At 73.1% G+C, this 19,799-nt stretch carries 19 protein-coding genes; 10 read left to right on the forward strand and 9 right to left on the reverse strand.

All coding sequences use genetic code 11. The features are described from left to right. The first annotated feature begins 55 nt into the window (after positions 1–55). Both CLT71_RS09915 and CLT71_RS09920 read left to right on the forward strand, forming a co-directional pair. Complete coding sequence (locus CLT71_RS09915; protein WP_101366859.1) at positions 56–517, forward strand: SRPBCC family protein; 462 nt, start codon at positions 56–58, stop codon at positions 515–517. Positions 518–660: 143 nt separating this feature from the next. Next, complete coding sequence (locus CLT71_RS09920; RefSeq protein ID WP_101366860.1) at positions 661–921, forward strand: hypothetical protein; 261 nt, start codon at positions 661–663, stop codon at positions 919–921. 8 nt (positions 922–929) lie between these two features. Here the strand turns inward: CLT71_RS09920 and CLT71_RS09925 are convergent, their stop codons facing one another. Further along, on the reverse strand, positions 930–2,150 hold the full coding sequence (locus CLT71_RS09925; RefSeq protein ID WP_101366861.1) for an MFS transporter: 1,221 nt from the start codon (positions 2,148–2,150) through the stop codon (positions 930–932). Between the two features lie 154 nt (positions 2,151–2,304). Between CLT71_RS09925 and CLT71_RS09930 the strand changes: the two genes are divergently transcribed. The 3 genes from CLT71_RS09930 to CLT71_RS09940 all read left to right on the forward strand — a co-directional run bounded on the left by CLT71_RS09930 (position 2,305) and on the right by CLT71_RS09940 (position 6,251). Beyond that, positions 2,305–2,508: a hypothetical protein gene (locus CLT71_RS09930; RefSeq protein ID WP_101366862.1), complete on the forward strand. Its 204-nt coding sequence runs from the start codon at positions 2,305–2,307 to the stop codon at positions 2,506–2,508. A 117-nt stretch (positions 2,509–2,625) separates the two neighbouring features. Next, positions 2,626–4,782: a SpoIIE family protein phosphatase gene (locus CLT71_RS09935; protein ID WP_101366863.1), complete on the forward strand. Its 2,157-nt coding sequence runs from the start codon at positions 2,626–2,628 to the stop codon at positions 4,780–4,782. A 47-nt stretch (positions 4,783–4,829) separates the two neighbouring features. Next, positions 4,830–6,251: a cation:proton antiporter domain-containing protein gene (locus tag CLT71_RS09940; RefSeq protein WP_101366864.1), complete on the forward strand. Its 1,422-nt coding sequence runs from the start codon at positions 4,830–4,832 to the stop codon at positions 6,249–6,251. A gap of 42 nt (positions 6,252–6,293) precedes the next feature. Here CLT71_RS09940 and CLT71_RS09945 read toward each other — a convergent pair whose 3' ends face one another. After that, a complete protein-coding gene (locus CLT71_RS09945) occupies positions 6,294–7,250 on the reverse strand; it encodes a sensor histidine kinase (RefSeq protein ID WP_101371300.1) in 957 nt (318 codons plus the stop codon). A gap of 309 nt (positions 7,251–7,559) precedes the next feature. Between CLT71_RS09945 and CLT71_RS09950 the strand changes: the two genes are divergently transcribed. The 3 genes from CLT71_RS09950 to CLT71_RS09960 all read left to right on the forward strand — a co-directional run bounded on the left by CLT71_RS09950 (position 7,560) and on the right by CLT71_RS09960 (position 10,668). Then, positions 7,560–8,951 carry a glycoside hydrolase family 6 protein gene (locus CLT71_RS09950; RefSeq protein WP_101366865.1) on the forward strand — a complete coding sequence of 464 codons (1,392 nt, stop codon included), beginning with the start codon at positions 7,560–7,562 and terminating at the stop codon, positions 8,949–8,951. A gap of 127 nt (positions 8,952–9,078) precedes the next feature. Next, on the forward strand, positions 9,079–9,915 hold the full coding sequence (locus CLT71_RS09955) for a helix-turn-helix domain-containing protein (RefSeq protein ID WP_101366866.1): 837 nt from the start codon (positions 9,079–9,081) through the stop codon (positions 9,913–9,915). Between the two features lie 150 nt (positions 9,916–10,065). After that, complete coding sequence (locus tag CLT71_RS09960) at positions 10,066–10,668, forward strand: YflT domain-containing protein (protein ID WP_486483173.1); 603 nt, start codon at positions 10,066–10,068, stop codon at positions 10,666–10,668. Positions 10,669–10,708: 40 nt separating this feature from the next. On the opposite strand, the gene CLT71_RS09965 is transcribed toward CLT71_RS09960, so the two are convergent. Further along, positions 10,709–11,293: a DUF1684 domain-containing protein gene (locus tag CLT71_RS09965; protein WP_101366867.1), complete on the reverse strand. Its 585-nt coding sequence runs from the start codon at positions 11,291–11,293 to the stop codon at positions 10,709–10,711. A gap of 195 nt (positions 11,294–11,488) precedes the next feature. Here CLT71_RS09965 and CLT71_RS09970 point away from each other — a divergent pair, with 195 nt between their 5' ends. Then, a complete protein-coding gene (locus CLT71_RS09970) occupies positions 11,489–12,145 on the forward strand; it encodes a hypothetical protein (protein ID WP_101366868.1) in 657 nt (218 codons plus the stop codon). A gap of 89 nt (positions 12,146–12,234) precedes the next feature. Next, positions 12,235–13,530 carry an MFS transporter gene (locus CLT71_RS09975; RefSeq protein ID WP_486483174.1) on the forward strand — a complete coding sequence of 432 codons (1,296 nt, stop codon included), beginning with the start codon at positions 12,235–12,237 and terminating at the stop codon, positions 13,528–13,530. A gap of 69 nt (positions 13,531–13,599) precedes the next feature. On the opposite strand, the gene CLT71_RS37920 is transcribed toward CLT71_RS09975, so the two are convergent. The 6 genes from CLT71_RS37920 to allB form a co-directional block, all read right to left on the reverse strand. Next, a complete protein-coding gene (locus CLT71_RS37920; RefSeq protein ID WP_486483759.1) occupies positions 13,600–13,734 on the reverse strand; it encodes a hypothetical protein in 135 nt (44 codons plus the stop codon). A gap of 441 nt (positions 13,735–14,175) precedes the next feature. After that, complete coding sequence (locus CLT71_RS09985) at positions 14,176–15,297, reverse strand: methyltransferase domain-containing protein (protein WP_101366870.1); 1,122 nt, start codon at positions 15,295–15,297, stop codon at positions 14,176–14,178. A 34-nt stretch (positions 15,298–15,331) separates the two neighbouring features. After that, positions 15,332–15,994, reverse strand: coding sequence for a hypothetical protein (locus tag CLT71_RS09990; protein ID WP_143743425.1), 663 nt, complete (start codon positions 15,992–15,994; stop codon positions 15,332–15,334). 99 nt (positions 15,995–16,093) lie between these two features. Then, positions 16,094–17,299, reverse strand: coding sequence for an aminoglycoside phosphotransferase family protein (locus tag CLT71_RS09995; RefSeq protein WP_101371303.1), 1,206 nt, complete (start codon positions 17,297–17,299; stop codon positions 16,094–16,096). Continuing rightward, the gene (gene alc / locus CLT71_RS10000) at positions 17,296–18,369 is read right to left on the reverse strand and encodes an allantoicase (RefSeq protein WP_101366872.1); all 1,074 of its coding nucleotides are present in this window, start codon (positions 18,367–18,369) and stop codon (positions 17,296–17,298) included. The genes CLT71_RS09995 and alc overlap by 4 nt, the downstream gene beginning before the upstream one ends. Further along, positions 18,366–19,787: an allantoinase AllB gene (gene allB / locus CLT71_RS10005; protein WP_101366873.1), complete on the reverse strand. Its 1,422-nt coding sequence runs from the start codon at positions 19,785–19,787 to the stop codon at positions 18,366–18,368. The genes alc and allB overlap by 4 nt, the downstream gene beginning before the upstream one ends. Positions 19,788–19,799: the final 12 nt, after the last annotated feature.

A 19,799-nucleotide genomic window follows, 5' to 3' on the forward strand; every position in this document is an offset into this window, starting at 1 on the left:
CCGGATTTCACCGGCGCAACGGCCAGAACCAGACCGACCGACAAGGAGGAGCCAGATGAGTGGCGTGACCAAGTCCGTCGACGTGGCGGTGCCGATCAGGACCGCGTACGACCAGTGGACCCAGTTCGAGGAGTTTCCGGAGTTCATGGAGGGCGTCCAGGAGGTCCGGCAGATTTCGGACACGATGACGCACTGGAAGGTCGAGATCGGCGGGGTGAACCGGGAGTTCGACGCCCGGATCACCGAGCAGCTGCCCGACGAGCGGGTCGCCTGGACCTCGACCGACGGCACCCGGCAGGCCGGGGTGGTGACCTTCCACCGGATCGACGAGAACCACACCCGGGTCACCGCGCAGATGGAGTTCGAACCGCACGGGATCGCCGAGAAGGCCGGCGACAAGCTCGGCGTGGTGGACCGGCGGGTCGCCGGTGACCTGAACCGCTTCAAGGAGTTCATCGAGCGGCGCGGCACCGAGACCGGTGCCTGGCGCGGCGCGGTCGCCCGGCCGCAGCCGTAGCACGCACGGCTACGACGATCTTCGGTGGCCGCCGGAAGGGTAAGTCCCCTTCCGGCGGCCACCGTCGTACTGTCCCGGCATCGGCGGGTACGGGCGGGATCGTCGGCGTTTGCCCGCCGAGTGGGCCGGGTAGGGCCACGGGTATGACCGACAGGGACAGCCACGTCTGGCGTGACGAGGAGAAGTTGCCGCTACGGGAGTTGGAAGAGGCGATGGGCGCGTCGACGCCCGACGGGCAGGTCGACGACGTCACCGGCAACGACGCGGGCGCGGAGTCGGCGTTCGGGCACGGCGAGGCGGCGGACGACACCGACCGGCCGTACGACGCCGAGCAGGCCGACCAGCGCACCGACGAGCAGCGCCGCTACCGGCCCTCGACCACCGGGCGCAACGGGCCGCACTGATAACCCGCTCAGCCGGCCGGTACGGGGTGCCGGGCCGCCCGTCGGTTGGACGCCCAGTACAGCGCGATCATGATCAGGGAGAGTACGACGAGGGCCGGCCCGAGCACCGCGACCGAGGTACGCCCGATCAGCACGCCGAGCCCGCCCGGGATGATCGCCGCACCCAGCCCGGACGCCCCGATCTGCAATCCGATCGTCCGGTCCGCGTGCTCCCGCCCCACCCGTTCGGCGGTGGTGAGGGTGAGCAGTGGGAAGACCGCCGCCGCGCCGAACCCGACGACGGCGAGGCCGGCCACCGCCAGCCAACCCGGCCCGGGTACCGCGACGAGCGCGGAGCCGAACGCCATCGCGTACATGCTGCCGAGCAGCACCGTCCGGGTGCCCAGCCGCTCGGCGACGAACCCCTGCACCACCCGGCCGACGAAGAGGCTGCCCCAGTAGAGCGAGACGCAGAGGCCGGCCACGGTCGGGCTGACCCCACGGTCCTCGGTGAGCAGCAGGAAGGCCCAGAGCCCGGCGCCGACCTCGATCGCCACGTACACCGCGAAGGTCAGGACGCCGAACCAGACGGCCGGCAGCGCCAGGGTGGCGCCGATGCGTACCGGCCCGGCCGGGGTTGCCGGTGCGGGGTCCCGGCCGTCGGCGGCGTCGGCCGGGCGCGACCGCTCCCAGGTTCGTACGGTGAGCACGAAGGCCAGCGCCAGCCCGGCCTGGGCGGCGGCCACGATGCCGTACCCCCAGCGCCAGCCGAGCCCGACGCCGAGCACGGTGGTCATCACCAGCGGCCCGATGGCGACGCCCAGCCCGAAGCAGGCGTGTAGCCAGTTCATCTGGCGCGGCCCGAACGCGTCGGCGGCGTACGCGTTCAGCCCCGCGTCGATCGCACCCGAGCCGAGGCCGACGAGCAGCGCGCAGCCGATCATCACCGGCAATTCGGGTGCGGCGGCGTAGCCGGCGAGGGCGAGGCTGGCCAGGGCGGTACTGCCGGCCAGCAGCCAGCCGACGCCGAGCCGGGCGATGCTGAACCCGGCCACCACGCTGGAGACGAGGTAGCCGACCGTGGCCGAGGTGAGCAACAGCCCGACCGCCTCGGTCGGCACCCTCAGGTCGGCGCTGATCGACGGCCAGCCGACCCCGAGCAGGCTGTCGGGCAGACCTAGGCTGATGAAGGCCAGATAGGCCAGGACGAGCACGGCGAGGCCCGCGCTGCGGCGTGAGGGAACTGACACGCTCGCCGATGATGCCGGACGGCTCGACGCTTGGCCATCGAGCCTGGCCGGGGGTGTACGGGCGGCGCCGCAGAGCCGGATCAAGTGGACAGGTGCCCCGAATTCGTCCGAACGGACGACCGGCGATCGGCGTCTGGCGGGGCAGAATTTCGGGATGCGTCAGGCTCCTGGTTTCCTCTCCATCCGTCAGCGTCGCCTCGCGTGGCTCGCCTTCCTGCTCACCGCGGTGCAGGCGCCGGTCTCCGCCCGGCTGGTCGACGACAGTTCGTGGTTGTTCAGCCTCTGCGTGTCGCTGATGGTCGCCACCGTGATCCTGGCCGACGACGCCATGCGGCGCCGTCCGGTGGACGCCGGCTAGGTCGACCGCCTCCCCTCCCGTCGCCCGCCTGCTCACGAAGCGGGCGGGATCACAGCACATCGGGCGTACCGGACCGGGCCGACGAGCGGATTCGGCGGCTCCGGTTAGGCTGCTGGCATGCCAGGCACGGTCGGGCGGGTACCCGCTCCCCCCTCCACCGTCGCCGGCGCGCGGCCGACTCCGGATGCCACGGCCGGGCCGCCGGCCGAGCGACGCTGGTCGGAGACCCCGCTGGGTCCACCCGGCCGGTGGGATCCCGCGCTGCGGGCGGTCGTCGACCTGGTCCGCTCGGCTCCGGTGCCGATGGCCCTGGCCTACGGCGCACAGCTCGCGCTGGTCTACAACGACAGCTTCGCCGAGCTGATCCCGACCAAGCATCCGCAGGCGTTCGGCCGGCCGGCCGCCGAGGTCTTCGCCGAGGTGTGGCAGGTGCCGGGGGTCGGCGACGTGATCGAGCGGGTCTACCGGACCGGTGAGCCGTTCCTGGAGCGGGACGCCCCGCTGCCGCTCTTCCGCGACGAACCCGGCTACCGGGAGCACCCCCTCTTCACCCGTGGCTACTCGCCGGTGCGGGACTCCACCGGCGACATCATCGGAGTGCTCACGGTCGCCGCCGAAGCGCCCCAGGTCACCCAGCGGTTGCAGAATCTCGGCGAGCTGGCCTCGGCGCTGGCCGGCACGCTCACCCTCGACGACGTCGCCCGGGTCGCCCTGCGCAACGCCCTGTCGGCGTTCGTGGCCGACCAGGTCGAGTTCGGGGTGGACGACGGCAGCGGCTGGCGGGTGGTCCGGCGGATCCGGGGAGAGGTGCTGGACGAGGCGGACGAGCGGCTTCCCCCGCTGTGGCGCCGGCACGGTGCCGACTCCCCCGCCCCGCTGATCCGCAGCGCCGACACCGGTGCGCCGAGCTTCGCCAGTGACGGCCAGCCCTTGTTGCAGAGTGCCGTGGACCGGCACGACGAGAAGATCCGGGCGCTGGCCGCGCTGCCGCTGCGTACGCCGACGCTGCGCGGTGGACTGACCGTCGGCTACCGGCAGCCGCACCGCTGGCCACCGGCCGAGCGAGCCCTGCTGGCCGCCTCGGCGGAGCTGGTGGCCCAGGCTGCCGAGCGGGCCCGCCGGTTCGAGACCCAGCACGGCACCGCGCAACTGCTCCAGCGCAGCATGCTGCCGGAGCACCTGCCCGACCTGCCACTGCTGCGGATCGCCGCCCGCTACGACGCAGGGGTCGACGGCAACGCGGCCGGGGGCGACTTCTACGACGCCTTCGCGCTGCCGGACGGCCGGTTGGCGGTGGTCCTCGGCGACGTGGCCGGGCACGACGTGCAGGCCGCCGCGCTGATGGGGCAGGTACGCGCCGCGCTGCGGGCGCTGGCCCTGAGTGATCCCGACCCGGTCGGCGTCCTCGCCGGGCTGGACCGGCTGGTGGCGAGCCTGAGTGCCGAGGCGCACAGCGACGAGCTGTTCGTCACCGTCGTCTACGGGGTGATCGAGCCGGAGACCGACCGGTTGACCGTGGCCAGTGCCGGCCACCCGCCACCGCTGGTCCGGCGCGGCTCACCCGGCCAGCCCGGCACCGCCCGGTACCTCGAGGTGCCCCCCGGAGTGCCGCTGGGGCTGTACGGGCGGCGCACGGCGGTCACGGTGGACTTTCCGCCCGGGGACACGCTGCTGCTGTTCAGCGACGGTGTGGTGGAGCGGCGGCAGCGGAGCCTGAGTGACGGGTTCGAGGCACTGGCCGGTACGGTGGCCGGCTCGGCGACCGGCGACCCGCGTACGCTCTGCGCGCTGGCCAGCAGTGCGGTGCCGGGAAGCACCGAGGACGACGTCGCCGTACTCGCCGTCGAACACGCGAGTACGCCCAGCCGGTCGGCGAGCATGGAGGTGCCGGCGGAGCCGACCGCCCCGGGCCGGGTACGGCACTGGATGACCGGTCAGCTCAACCTGTGGGGGGTGCCCGAGCAGGTGGTAGGTGCGGCGGTGCTCTGCACCAGCGAGCTGACCACCAACGCGCTGCTGCACGCCGGCACCGCCGCCCGGGTGGAGATCGACCTCAGCCCGGAGCGGTTGCTGGTCTCGGTCGCCGACAGCGGCACCCGGGGCGCGGTGACCCGGGCCCGGACGGAGAAACTGAGCAGCCGGGGCCGGGGTCTCGGGCTGATCGAGCAGCTCAGCGACGCCTGGGGTACCGATCCGACGGTACGCGGCTCGACGGTCTGGTTCGAGATGATGATTCCGGCGCAGACAGGCACGGAGGATCGGCCCGGCGACTGACGGCTGTCGCAGGCGTGCGGAGCACTCCGGCGGGGAAAAGTGCCGGCGTGGATCTCTCCGCTACCTCGTACGCGTTGATCGGCGTCGGGGCGCTGCTGGCCGGCATCCTGCCCCGGGTGCTGGAGCGGCGCCCGCTCTCCATGCCGATCGCCTTCCTCGGCCTCGGCATGCTGGTCTTCCTGCTTCCGCTCGGGCTACCCGAGCCGGATCCGTTGAGCCACGCCGAGATCACCACGCAGCTCACCGAGATCGGCGTGATCGTGGCCCTGATGGGCGCCGGCCTGAAGATCGACCGTCCGCTCGGCCGGCGGCGCTGGTCGTCGACCTGGCGGCTGCTCGCGATCGCGATGCCGCTCTGCATCGCCATGGTGGCGCTGCTGGGCTGGTGGTGGCTGGGGCTGGTGCCGGCCGCCGCGCTGCTGCTGGCCGCCGCGCTGGCGCCCACCGACCCGGTGCTCGCCTCCGACGTGCAGGTCGGCGAGCCGACCGACGCCGAGGACAACGAGGACGAGGTACGGTTCGCGCTCACCGCCGAGGCCGGGTTGAACGACGGCCTCGCCTTTCCCTTCGTCTACGCCGCGATCACGATCGCCATGGTGGGGCTGGCGCCCGGCGACTGGCTGGCGCGCTGGCTGACCCTGGACGTCGGCTACCGGATCCTGCTCGGGGTGGCCGGCGGGCTGCTGGTGGGATGGCTGCTCGGCAAGCTGTTCTTCCGGGCCCGCTCCGAGCGGCTGCGGCTGGCCCGGCACTCGGAGGGCTTCCTCGCGCTGGCCGCCACCTTCCTCTCCTACGGCCTGGTCGAACTGGTCGGCGGCTACGGCTTCGTGGCGGTCTTCGTCACCGCTCGGGCGATCAGGGCGGCGGAGCGGTCGCACGAGTACCACCAGGTGCTGCACAACTTCGCCGAGCAGGTGGAGCGGCTGCTCACCGTACTGTTGCTGCTGCTCTTCGGCGGCGCGGTGGTCACCGGGCTGCTCGCCCCGCTGACCTGGCCGGCGGTGGCGCTGGCCCTGATCCTGATCTTCGTCGTGCGCCCGCTGACCGGCCGGCTCTCGCTGGTCGGTGCGCCGGGCCGGCCCGCCGAGCACTGGGTGATCGCGTTCTTCGGCATTCGTGGCGTCGGCACGTTCTACTACCTCGGGTACGCCACGTCGCACGCGCACTTCCCCGGTGCCGACCTGCTGTGGGCGACGGCCGGACTGGTGGTGCTCGTCTCGGTGGTGGTGCACGGGGTGGCGGCCACCCCGGTCATGCAACTGCTGGACCGTCGCCTGGACCGCACCTCCGGCCCGGATTCCGACGAGGCCCCGCAGAGCCACACCCCGGACGGCACCCCGGAGAGCCGTACCCCGAGCGGCCGGACCGCTGACGGAGGGCCGGACAGCCGGACGGCGGAGGTACCCGCGCCACGGGCGGGCGAGGGCGCCGCTGCCGCTGCCGCGCCGGACGGACCGGCCCGGAGCTGACCGGGTCACGGCGCGGTCAGGAACCGGTCGGGGCGGGGCCGGTCACCGGCCTGCCCGGCGGTGCATGTGCAGCCGGACGCTTGTCGAGGTGCTGTCGGTGTGCACCTGTACGAGGTCGCAGAGGTAGTTGACCAGCAGCAGGCCGCGCCCGGTGTCGCTGACCGGTGACGGCGGCAGGCGGCCGGCGAGCCGGTCGGTGAGCACGCTGGAGCCGGTGATCTCGCAGACGACTCCCTCGTCGTCGAGCCAGACCCGGACCACCGCCGGGCGCCCGGAGTGCACCACCGCATTGGTGGCGATCTCGTTCGCCGCCACCCGCAGGTCCTCGACCTGGTCGCGGCCGAGCCCGGCCTCCCGGGCGAGCGCGGCGACCATGGCACGCATCCCGGAGAGGCCGGCGGCCTCGAAGAACAACGTGGACGCCGACGGCGGCGCGGGCGGGAACGGAAGGTTGAACGAGTCGACCACGCTCTCCGGGCGGCCGTAGCCGGCACTGGCCCGCCGGTCGCCGTCGCGGATCAGGAACGGGTGGGTGCTGGCCGCATCGGCGATGACGTCCACGTCCAGCCGGGCCGCGTCGTACGGGCAGAGCAGGCTGACCGGCCGGCCGGCGAGGGCGATGTTGATCAGGGCTTCGTGTTGTACGCAGCGGGGGTAGGCGAGCACCGAGCGGCCCGGCCAGACCGGCTCCCCGACGACACGTACCCGCAGCGGCGCATGCTCCTCGACGAAGGCGTGCAGCACTCCGGGGATGATCCATCCGGGGTTGCGCCCCTCCCGGGCCATGTCGACGAAGCGCAGGTCGGTGCCGGTGCCGAGCGCCGCACGCAGCAGGTCGAGCCGGATTCCGGGTACCGCGATCAGCACCGGTTCACCAGCGGTGAGCCCGGCCGTTACGAAGGAGCCGATGCCTGTGACGTAGTCGTCGTCGCCGCGGTAGAAGAGGGCGTCGTGCCGCAGTGTTCCGGCCTCCGGCCGGGCGGCTGGTTCGAATGTCATCGTCCGCCGGTCGTACGCGACGCGTTCACCGCCCACCTCCGTCTGGCAGCGTACGCGGCAGCGGCAACCTCTGGCCACGCAGCGTCAGCGGACCGCCGCTCAGCGGTGCCGGAACGCCGCCGAGCGGGCCGGACGGCCGCTCGGCAGGGCGCCGGCAGCGTACCGCCGCAAGCCGCTGACCTGCGGTGTTGGCGTACGGCCGAAACCGGGGCTTCACACGGACGCAACATGGCTCTACCGTAATCGATGTCTGTGGGAGCGCTTCCAGCGATGCCCCTCGATCTCCCACCGTCCCGAAGGGAGTACCGCATGCACCTCAGACCCGCGCTCGTCGCGGCCGGTGCCGTCGCTGTCACGGCACTCGCCGCGACGACAGCGGTCGGTGTCGGCCTGTTCAACCCCACCCCGGCCAAGGCCGCCGACTCGGCGTTCTACGTCGACCCGGACACCAGCGCCGCACGCTGGGTCGCCGCCAACCCCAACGACTTCCGGTCCGCCGTCATCCGGGACCGGATCGCCAGCGTCCCGCAGGGCCGGTGGTTCACCCAGAACAACCCGAGCACCGTACGCGGTCAGGTCGACTCCTTCGTCGGCGCCGCCGCCGCGGCCGGGAAGATCCCGATCCTGGTGGTCTACAACATCCCCAACCGGGACTGTAGCGGCGCCAGCAGCGGCGGGCTGCCCAACCACACCGCCTACCGGCAGTGGATCGACCAGGTGGCCGGCGGCCTGAACGGGCGGCCGGCGACCATCATCCTCGAACCCGACGTGCTCGCGCTGATGTCGAACTGCATGAACTCTTCGCAGCAGGCCGAGACCCAGGCGTCGATGGCGTACGCCGGCAAGCGGTTCAAGGCGGCCTCCAGCCAGGCCAGGGTCTACTTCGACTCGGCGAACTCGGCCTGGCTCAGCCCGCCGGTGATGGCCTCCCGACTGGTCGGGGCGGATATCGCCAACAGCGCCGACGGGATCTCGGTGAACGTCTCCAACTACCGCACCACGTCCGAGTCGGTGAACTACGCCAAGCAGGTGGTCGCGGCGACCGGCGCACCGAACCTCAAGATCGTGGTGGACACCAGCCGGAACGGCAACGGTCCCGACCCGCAGAGCGAGTGGTGCGATCCGGCGGGTAGGGCGATCGGCACGCCGAGCACCAACCAGACCGGCGACTCGGCGGTCGACGCACTGCTCTGGATCAAACTGCCCGGCGAGGCGGACGGCTGCATCGCCACCGCCGGCCAGTTCGTCCCGCAGCGGGCGTACGACATGGCGATGGCCGCCCCCAACCAGCCCACCAACCCGCCGACCACCCCGCCGACGACGGCACCGACGACGGCACCGCCCACCGTGCCACCGACCACGGCACCGCCCACCACCCCACCTGCCGGCACGAGCTGCCGGGTGACCTGGACCGCCAACTCCTGGACCGGTGGATTCACCGCCGAGATCCGGGTGACAAACGAGGGGCCGGCGGTGAACGGCTGGACCCTGACCTTCAACGTCGGCTCCAACGTCCGGTACAGCAACGGCTGGAACGGCGTCTGGAGCCAGTCCGGTAGTCAGATCAGCGTCGGCAACGCGGCCTGGAACGGCTCGCTGCCGACCGGTGGCACCACGAGCATCGGATTCCAGGGCACCTACAGCGGGACCCTGGCCACGCCGACCGGTTACACCCTGAACGGCAACGCCTGCACGAGCTGACCCCGGCCCGGGTCACCGCCCGCCACACGCGAGGGCGGTGACCCGGCCACCCGGGCATACCACCCCTGACCAGGCCGGGCGGGCCGCAGCCGCCAGCCGGCCGTACGATCGGAATGGTGATGACGAGATGACGGTCGCCGGACAGCGGCAGCGACCGGTCGGCCAACTGCTGCGCGAGTGGCGTGAGCGGCGCCGGCTCAGCCAACTCGAACTCGCCATCCAGGCGGACATCTCCACCCGACACCTGAGTTTCGTGGAGACCGGCCGGGCGATGCCGAGCCGCGACATGGTGCTCCGGCTCGCCGAGCAGCTCGACGTGCCGCTGCGCGAGCGCAACCACCTGCTGCTCGCCGCCGGGTACGCGCCGATCTACCCGCGTACCCCGCTGGACTCTCCGGCCCTGGCCGCCGTACGCGGCGCGGTCCGCCAGGTGCTCACCGCCCACCAGCCCTATCCGGCGATCGCCGTGGACCGGGGCTGGTACCTGGTCGAGGCGAACACGAGCATCGGCCTGTTCACCGCCGGGGCGGCGGCACCGCTGCTCACCCCGCCGGTCAACGCACTCCGGCTGGCGCTGCACCCGGCCGGGCTGGCGCCCCGGATCGCCAACCTGGGCGAGTGGCGGGCACACCTGCTCGGGCGGCTCCGCCGGCAGGTCGCGCTGAGCGGCGACACCGAGCTGTCGGACCTCTACACCGAGTTGCGCGGGTACCCCTGCGACCAGCCGGAGCCCGAGGTGGAGATCCCGGGGCCGGGTGACGTCGTGGTACCGCTGCGGATCCGCCACGGCGACCGGGAACTCGCCTTCTTCAGTACCGTCTTCACCTTCGGCACCCCGCTGGACGTGACGGTGGCGGAACTCTCCGTCGAGTCGTTCTTTCCGCTCGACGACCACACGGCGGCGGCGGTGCGTTCGGCCGCCGAGCAGGAGGAGCGACGGGTCGGCACCGCGCCCGTGCACTGACCGCCTCCGACGCGCCGGCTCGAGGCCGCGCCTCCAGTAATCGGACTTACGGGAGATTGCGCCCAATTGGCCCATTCCGTTTACCGCGCTCGCAACGGGTTACCAGACAGGGCAGGCGGGAAATCGAGCCGTGACGAAGGAGGCTGATTCATGATGTCCAGGAACCCGACGGCGGCTTGGCAGTCCGGTATGCCTGGTATTGCCGGTGGAAACAACCTTCCCGCCGGGCCGTCCGGCGACCAGTTCAACGCGCCGAGCAGCGAGGGTGGGACCGCGCCGGAGCAGCGGTCCACGGTGACCGTCGCCTCGTACCCGGACTACCCATCGGCGCAGTACACAGTGGACTATCTCTCGGACAACCAGTTTCCGGTCGAACGGGCCGCGATCGTCGGCACCGACCTCACCCTTGTCGAAACGGTGCTGGGCCGGATGACGACCGCCCGGGCCGCACTTGCCGGCGCGGCCACCGGTGCCTGGTTCGGGCTCTTCATCGGCCTGCTCTTCGGCATCTTCACGGTGGGCAACTGGTGGGCCGTCATCCTGGTGGGGCTCGCCATCGGTGCCGTCTGGGGCGCCATCTTCGGCGCCATCGCGCACGCCATGACCGGCGGCCGGCGCGACTTCACCTCGGCGAGCAGCCTGCGGGCCAACCAGTACGCCGTGACCGTCGACGCGACCTTCGCCGACCATGCGCGGCAGCTCATCGGCCGGATGAACTGGCAGGGCCAGCGGCAGGCCGGTGCCACCGGTTGACCTGTGGCACCTTTGCGGCGTACCGGTCGGGCCGGCGGGGTCAGTGGTAGGCGCGCTCGCCGGCCCGGATCGGCGCCGTGATCCGGTTCTCCTCCGGCGCCAGTGGACAGGCCCACGTGTCGTCGTAGGCGCAGGAGGCGTTGTAGGCGTAGTTGAAGTCCAGCCGGAGCCGGCCACCGGGCAGCACCGTCACGCCCCGACCGTAGGTCCCCTTGACCGTGTCGGTGAGATAGCGCCCGCCGCCGTAGCTCTCCCGGCCGGCGGTGCCGTCCCGGAACGGCAGAAAGAGCCCACCGCCGTACGCCTCGATCCACCAGAGCGTCAGCGGTCCCCAGGGAGTCTCGGCGATGCCCGAACGGCGGTAGCGCACCGTTCCGCCCGGCCCGCCGGTGTCGATGCTCAGCGTGCCGCTGGCCGGGCGTACCGGCACGTCGACAATGGCCGACGGCTCGGGCGGGAAGTAGCGCAGGCCGGTGAACCCGGCCCGCTCGGCCAGCGGGATCGGTGACTGCGGATGCCCGGCGAACAGGGCGTCCCGGGCCGCCCGGAATCCGGCCAGGTCGAGGTCGGACAGGTAGAGCCTGGTCACCTGCTCGCGCCAGTCCGCCAACTCCAGTTCCTCCACCCGTCAGAGCCTAGCGACGCGGGTCCGCCGCCGACGCCGCAGAGCCACCGTCCCACTGACGGAGGTTCCAGGAAGTCACCATGGTGACTTCCTGGAACCTCGCTCGCGAGACAAGGCAGGGCCGGAACGGGTGGGTGACCGTCTCAGCGTCAACTAATCGTTGACATATCCGGGTCGGCGTCCCATCATGCTGGGATGTCACCCGAGGAACCCGAGGAAGTGGACCGGTCAGGGAGCCCGTCGACACATCCGCCGGCCGGCGCAGCGTCGGACGAGGCGGGACGGTTGCTGACGGCGTACGCGGCGGTGCTCGGTGCCGCCTCCGGCAGCGGTACCGGGCATCCCCCACCACTGGCCGCGTTGCGGCTGTTGGAGGGGGTACGGGCCGGGCTGGACGAGGCCGAGCGCCGGCTCGTCGAGACGGCACGGGAGCAGCGGGCGAGCTGGGCACAGATCGCCACGGCACTGGGGCTGGCCAGCCGACAGGCGGCCGAGCAGCGTTGGGTACGGCTCTCGGGTGCGGCGACCCGGGATCCGGCCCGGGTACGCGCCGAACGCAAACGTCAACAGGCCGTTGACAGCTCGTACGGGGCGACTATCACCCGGCTCCGCGCGGCGGTGCTGGCCGCACACCGGCGACTGAGCACGGATCCGAACGGGGCCGACTGGCATCCGCGGGCCCGACTCGCGCGTACCACCCTCGGACTGGCCCGCTCCGCCGAGCCCGGCGGACTGTACGCGCTCGCCGTCCAGGCCGTCGCGGATCTCGATTCGATCCCGTCCGAGCAGTTGGCGGGCGCCCTGCCGGAGGCACTGGACCGACTGCGCCGTGCGGTCGACCAGGCAAGTTGAGTCAACTCGACTTAACTTCTGGTTGACAGGCGCCGCCTCGTGAACCGAGGATGTGAGTCCCTACGGCTCAAGCCCTCGGAGGTTGGAACGTGCCCATCGCAGCGTGGCGAAGCCCGGAGAGGCGCAACATCCCGATCTTCGTCGGCATCTCGCTGATCTCCGGATTCGGCGGTACCGCGCTCAACGTCGCCTCCGGGATCTGGGTACTCGACCTCACCGGCTCCAGCAGCCTGGCCGCGCTCACCGGCCTCTGCCTCTTCGCCCCGACCCTGCTCGGACCGATCCTCGGCGCGCTCGTGGACCGGCTGCCCCGCAGACGACTGATCGTCTGGACGCACCTGCTCACCGCGGTGGCCGTACTGTCGCTGCTGACGGTGCGCACCGACGCCCAGGTCTGGCTGGTCTATCTCGTGATGGTCGGCTACGGCACCAGCCTCGTCCTGGTCGACGCCGCCGAGAACGCCGTACTCCCGGCCGCTCTCCCGCCGGCCGCCCTCGGCGGGGTCAACGGGCTGCGTACCAGCGCACAGGAGGGCGTGAAGCTGGTCGCCCCGCTGGCCGGCGCTGGACTCTTCGTCTGGCAGGGCGGGCATCCGGTGGCCGCGCTCACCGCCGTGGCGCTGACCGTGGCCGCCGGCCTCTACACGCTGCTCAAGCTCCGCCCGCAGGCCCCGAACGCCGCACGGCGGGAGGACGGGAGCGGGCGGATCCGGGCGGGTCTCGCCTTCCTGTGGCGCCACCCCGAACTGCGCACACCGGTACTCGTCGGCTCGGTCACCATCGCGATGTCCGGGTTCACCACCGCCGCCGTCTACGCGGTCGTCACCGAGGACCTGCACCAGCCGGCCGCGTTCGTCGGGGTGCTCTCCTCCGGGCAGGGCGCCGGATCGCTGCTCGGCGGTCTGCTGGTCGGCCGCTTGCTGCGTACCCGGGGAAGCCTCGCGGTCGGCGCACTCGGCGCCGCCCTCTTCGCGCTCGGCACCCTCGGCCGGATCGTCCCCTGGTCCCCGGCGGCCGTGGCGTGTTCCGTGCTGGTCGGGATCGGCCTGCCCTGGACCCTGGTGGCCGCCATCACGGCGGTGCAGTCCCGCACGCCCGAGGCGTTGCTGGGGCGGGTGTCGGGCAGCGCCAACACCCTGCTCTTCGCACCCGTCGCGCTCGCCACGCCACTCGGCGCGGGACTGGTCCTGCCGGACCACCGCCTGCCACTGGTCGTCGCCGCCCTACTCTGCCTCGGCACCGGGCTGGTCGCGCTGCGGTCGGCCCGGCGCGCCGGACGCCCCGGTGAGCCGGGCACCGACGAACGGCCGGATGATTCCGGCCAGCGCACCCGGTCCGACGGCGGTGCCGGGACCGTGCCGGAGCGGGATCCGGTGGTCAACTGACCGGACGGGAGTCGGACCCGCCAGCCGCGCTGGCGGCCGGCGGGTCCGGTCAGCGAAGATCGAACGTCGTCAGGTGGATACGGCGAAGATGCCGGCCACCCCGAGCACCACCATCACCAACACCGCGACGAGAGCTCCGCGCTCGCTCTCCACCGCCGCCTGGTCCGGTCGATCCGGCTCGGCTTCCATGATCTCGCTGGACATACTGTCCTCCCCTGGTCGTCGCCTGCTCTCCGACACGGGCAGGACGACCACGCGCTGTACCGGCACGACCTCTGCCGCCGACTGACCGGTCACCCGGCGCCACCGCTGGTACGCGCCGGTCGTCCTCGCCTGACACCCCACGGGGCGCCCGGGCTGCCCGGAGGCCGCAGGTGAACACGGCCCCGCCGCCATGCACGATCGGGGCAACCCGACATCGGAGTTGCCGCTTTGGGCGATCAGAAACCCCGCAGCTCAGGCCGATTCCGGGGTAGCCTGCCCCGCTGGGACCCGCCCGAAACCCCCCACCGTGCGCGAACGGCCCGACTGCGAGCCGTCTGGCCCAGACCGGGCCGGACGGGGCGTGACCGGATCGGGGCCGGACGAGCGGTCTGTGCGGTTTGCCCTGTCCAGGTCCGGCGGCTTCGGTGCCGTACCGGGTCTCTAGTGCTGGATCCAGCCGGTCGGCACCAGGATGGGCTGGTCGGGATCGCCGGCCGGCACCAGCCGGGCGGTCCAGTCGCGGATGGTCGGCTCGCCCCGGGCCACCCAGCGGTCCCGCAGCCCGATCGCGTCCGCGGCGTACCGGGCGGCGGACGGTCCGGCCGCCTGCACCGAACCGTCCGCGAGCAGTCCCGCCCCGCCGCCGTGCACCTCGTCCAGCAACAGGCAGCCGCCAGGGCCGCCCCACCCGCCCGGTGGACCGACGGAGAAGGTCGCCCGCCGGTCCCAGGCCCCGACCGCGAACCAGAGGTCGTGATAGCGGAAGACATCAAGTGGCGGACGCCAGCGGGGTCCGTGCCGCACGGTCGGCGGCGGCAACGTGCCACTCCGGTCGGGCGCCGGATGCGCCTGCGGAGAGCGGACCGCCAACGGCCCGGCCGCCGACATGAACCCGGCGCGCAGCTCGCCACGCGCCTCGCCCAACCCCGGCCCGACCGGCCGGACCCGCAGCACCGGGTGGTTTCCGGCATGTTCGACAGGTACCAGCAGGTAACCGTCCGGCGCGAGCTGGTCCAGCCAGCGTGGCGACACCCCGGTCACCCCGACCGTGACCACCACCCGGTCGTAGCCGACGTTTCCGGGCGCGCCGAGGTAGCCGTCGCCGAGGCGTACGTCGACGGCGTCGGAGAGCCCGACCCGGCGCAGCGCCGCAGCGGCACGCTCGACGACGTCCGGGGCGATGTCCACAGTGGTGACCCGGGCGCCCAGGGTCGCCATCAGGGCCGCGTTGTAACCGGTGCCGACACCGATCTCGAGTACCCGGCTGCCGGGGCGCAACGCCAACGACTCGATCATCGCCGCCATCAGCGACGGCTGACTCGACGAGCTGACCGGCACGCCGTCGACGACCTTGGTGACCAGCGGGTGGTTCCGGTAGACGAGGGAGAGGAAGTCCGGATCGGCCGGCCCGACCCAACGCCCCTGACCGTCGTCGAAACCGGTCGCGACGAACTCCTCCCGGGGCACCGTGTCGAACGCCCGGACGAGGTCGGCACCGCCGAGCAGGCCGTCTCGGCGCAGCTGGTCGACGTACCGGGAGCGCAGCTCGGCCGCCGACGTCATGACCGGCCCACCGGACGGGCCGGCCCGGACGGAGTCAATATCCGACCCAGCCCTCGCTGCCCGGCAGCACGAACGACGAGCGCGGCGAATAGAAGCCCCACAGCAACTCCAACGGGTTGGCCGGCCGCAGCGCGTACACGGGATGGTCCGGCGCGAGGAACTCCACCGACTCGATCTCGAACGGCGTGACCGGCTCGAAGATGTACGGGCAGGTGGCGCCGACGAGTTGGCTGCCGAGCCGGCTCAGATAGCGGACGTGGCCCCGGTAGACCCGGGAGGTGGTGTGGCCCACCCGGGCGGTGGTACGGATCAGCGCCGCGCCGTCCACTTCGGTCACCGCCACCAGCGCCTCGCCGATGATCTCGATCGTGGTCCGGCCGGCACCCGTCGGTACCCCGCGTACCGCCGCCTGGGCCTGGGCCAGCGGGCTCGAACTCAGGTGGTGGGTGTACCACCTTGCCCGGCCCGCGTCGGTCAGGTCGAGATCCGGGCCGAGGCCGGCCGCCGAGTAGCTCTCCAGCCCGGAGGTCTGGACCGCGTCGTCCACCACGTACTGCTGGAGGAAGACCTGCCGGTTCGCCGGCAGCCGCAGACCCGGCGGAACCGTCGCCGCCACCGCCTCGGGATCCGCCGGCACCCAGCCGAAGTGGAGCATCCGGCAGTGCAGGACGAGTTGCGGCGGAACAGGCTGGCTCAACAGGGCTCCTGTCGCGTCGGGATAGCCGCGACGCTACGACCGGCCCCGGGCGCAGACAAGCGCAGGCGAGACGGAAAGTCGACAGTCACCTCCGCCGGCTCAGTGCGTTCGGGCCGCCTGGTCGAGCCAGGCCGGCACGTCGGCGGCGTGGAACGCCCGCTCGCTCGGCTCGATCCGGCTCAGGAAGTCGGCGTACACCGCTGCCAGCCGCAACGCCGCGACCGGGCGGAGCAGCTCAACCGCCCGGGCCGGGTCACTGCCCGGAACGCTCGACCGCCAGCGCCGGACCCAGGATCGCAGCAGCTCGCCGGCCGGCTCCGGGTCGAGTGCCTCGGTCAGCCGCAGGATGTCGAAGCCGGGATGGCCGACGAAACCGTCCCCCCAGTCGATGATCACCCGACGGTCGCCGTCGATCCGGACGTTTCCGGGATGCAGGTCGCCGTGGACCAGCACGTCCGGCAGTCCGCAGCGGTCCACCTCGGCCATCCGGTCCGGCAGGCCGTCCAGCAGCGACCGCACCGGCCCCAGGTCGACGCCGTGCGCGGTCAGCCGATCGCGTACGGCCCGGGCCAGGGCGGCGCCGCGCCGATCCGGTACGCCGGCCGCGACCAGCCGCTCGACCTGTCCCACCGAGGCGAGCTGGATCCGGTGCTGGTCGGCGGCGACCTCGTCCCGCCCAGCGGGGTGCAGCCCGTAGCCGTCCTCGCCCGGCACGTGCTCCAACAGCATCCGCCCGCAGCCGTCGGCGGCCAGCAGCACCGGCACCAGGTCGGGTACCACGGTGCCGAGCCAGCGCAGCAGCACCGCCTCGTGCGCGAGGAACCCGGGTACCTGCTTGAGCCAGACCGGCGCACCGGCCCCGCCGGCCGCCCCCGCGACGTCGAGCCGCCAGATCGCCGACAGGTTCCAGGCCCGCTGCGGCACGGCGACGTGTGCACCCCGGCCGGCCCGGTGCAGTTCGGCAGCGGCCCAGCGCAGGCTCGCCGCCGGCCCGCCCGGCTCGGCCCAGGGCGCCCGCAGCGGCTCCGCCGACAGGTCCACCTCGGACGGTGCCAGCGGTACGCCGGGCGGCACCAGTGTGCCCGGGGCGAGCTGGGCCAGGTAGCCGACCGTACCGCCGTGCGGCTCGGGACGGTCGGTGTGCAGCAGCCGCAGTACGGCCACGTCAAGGCCGTACCGGGCCCGGGCACCGGTCACCACGTCGCCGATCTCCTGCCACCAGGGCGTCGGCACGTCGTACTTCGGCAGCACGCCGAGTGGCCGGCCGGCGCCGTCGAGCAGGTGCAGCAGTACGGTCCGGGTCACGGCCACCATGCTCCCAGACGGCTGCCGACCTGCCCCACCTGGCGGGCCTGGGCCGCAGGCAACGACTCCGACCAGCGGCGGCGCAGCCGGCCGAGGTCGGTCGGGGCGATCCGGCCGGGCAGCCGCAGCCGGGCCATGCCGCCGTCGGGAAAGATGTCCAGCCGGACCTCGGTGGCGGTCGGGACGGCGTCGACCGGAAACCGGTGCCGGGTGTCCGGCTGCAACCGGGTGCGCGCCAGGATCTCGAACCAGGCGGTCTCGTCCGCCGGGTCGGCGACCCGGGTGTCGATGCCGCGCAGGGTCGCCGCCGCCGGTGCGTTGCCCTTGAAGTGGCTGGTGTCCAGCTCGACCTGCCGGATCTGGCCGGGGGCGGCCAGCCGGACGCGTACCCAGTCGTTGCCGTCGTCGCGCCGCCGGGCGGTCTCCCAGCCCTCGCCCATGCTCCGGGCCAGGCCGGGCGCGATCAACTGCCGTGGCGAACCGTAGAACATGTCGCTGCACCCGACCACCAGGCCGCCGTGCTCAAGCGCCGCGAGGTCGAGCTGCCCGTCGGGAAAGAGCGCCGGATCGGGTACGACCACACCGTGCACCCGCAGCCGGGCCACCCCGCCGTCGGGGTAGATCCGCAGCCGCACGTGCGTGTACCGGCGTGGGTCGTCCACCTCGAAGAGGTTACGGGCATCCCCGCGCAACGCCGCCCGGGGTACCAGGGTGGTCCACTCGGCACCGGCCAGCTCGACCGGATCGGGGTATCCGGCCATCCCGCACGCCTCCACCGAGGCGTACGGCGGATAGTTGCCGACGAAGTGCGCGGTGTCCACCACCACGCCGGTGACCACGCCGGGGGCGCCGAGCCGGACGACCGCCCAGTCGTGGCCGGGTTCCCGGCGACGGCGGGTTTCCCAACCGTCGTACACCTGGCCCTTTGCCCCGAAGGTGCCGGCGGCGAAGCCTGGCGGCTCGTCGCTGACCAGGTTGTCCCGGGCGGCGAAGAACTCGTCGTTGGCCGCCACCACGCCGCCGCCGAGCGACCGCGCCGCCAGGTCGGGCAGCTCGGTGAAGGCCTTCATCGGTGCTCCTCCCCGACCCGCCGACCCGCCGACCGCTTCCGGTCGACCACCGGCCGGTCCCGGCCGTCCGCCCTGTCCAGCGAGAGCGGGTCGGTGGCGGAGCCGGCCCGAGGGTCGTCCCGGGAGAGCAGGCGTCCCCGGGGCGGATCCGTCGCGGCGACCGGCTCGCCGCGCAGCCAGGTGCCCCGGACCACCCCGGCCAGCCGGCGCCCGGCGTACGGGGTGACCGGGTGCCGGTGCAGCAGCCGGGCCGGCTCGACGGTCCACTCCGCCTCCGGGTCGAGCGCCACCAGGTCGGCGTCGGCGCCGACCTCCAGCACCCCCTTGCCGGGCAGCCCGGCGATCTCGGCGGGCCGGCGTGCCATCCAGCGCACCAGGTCGGCGAGCCCGTGGCCGCGTCGCCGCGCCTCGGTCCAGACCACCGGCAGGCCGAGCTGCACCGAGGCGATCCCGCCCCAGGCCGCCCCGAAGTCTCCACTGTCGAGCCGCTTGAGCGCGGGCGGGCACGGCGAGTGGTCCGAGACGACGCAGTCGACCAGCCCGGCGGCGAGACCGGCCCAGAGCGCGTCCCGGTTCGCCGCGTCCCGGATCGGCGGGCAGCACTTGAACTCGGTCGCCCCGTCCGGCACCTCGGCAGCGTCCAGGGACAGGTAGTGCGGGCAGGTCTCCACGGTCACCCGTACCCCGTCGGCACGGGCGGCGGCGACCGCCGGCAGCGCGTCGGCGGCCGAGAGGTGCAGGACGTGCACCCGCCGGCCGGTACGCCGGGCCGCCGCCAGCACCACCTCGACCGCGCGGCGCTCGGCAACCGGCGGCCGGGAGCCGAGGAAGTCGGCGTACCTGGCGGAGGCCGGGGCGACGGCGATCCGGGCCGGGTCCTCGGCGTGCACCAGGAAGAGCGCGTCGACGGCGGCCAGCGCCTCGCCCAGCCCGGCCGGATCCAGCGGCGGGAACTCCGGCACCCCCGAGTCGACCAGGAACGCCTTGAACCCGAGCACCCCGGCGGCGTGCAGGGCGGGCAGTTCGGCCAGGTGCTCCGGGACGGCACCGCCCCAGAAGCCGACGTCGACGTGGCACCGGCCCCGGGCCGCGTCCCGCTTGCGGCGCAGCGCCGGCACGGTGACCGTCGGCGGCACCGAGTTGAGCGGCATGTCGACGATCGTGGTCACCCCGCCGGCCAGCGCGGCCCGGGTGGCCGAGGCGAAACCCTCCCACTCGGTGCGCCCCGGCTCGTTGACGTGCACGTGCGTGTCCACCAGCCCCGGCAGCAGGGCCAGGTCGCCGAGGTCGGTGCCGGGCACCTCGTCGTACCCGGCCACCCGGGCGATCCGGCCGTCGCGTACGCAGATCGCCGCCGGCCGCTCCCCGTCGGGCAGCACCGCCCGGCGGGACCGCAGCACCAGGTCGTACCCACTCATCGCTCCCCTCCC

Source organism: Plantactinospora sp. CNZ320 (assembly GCF_002846275.1).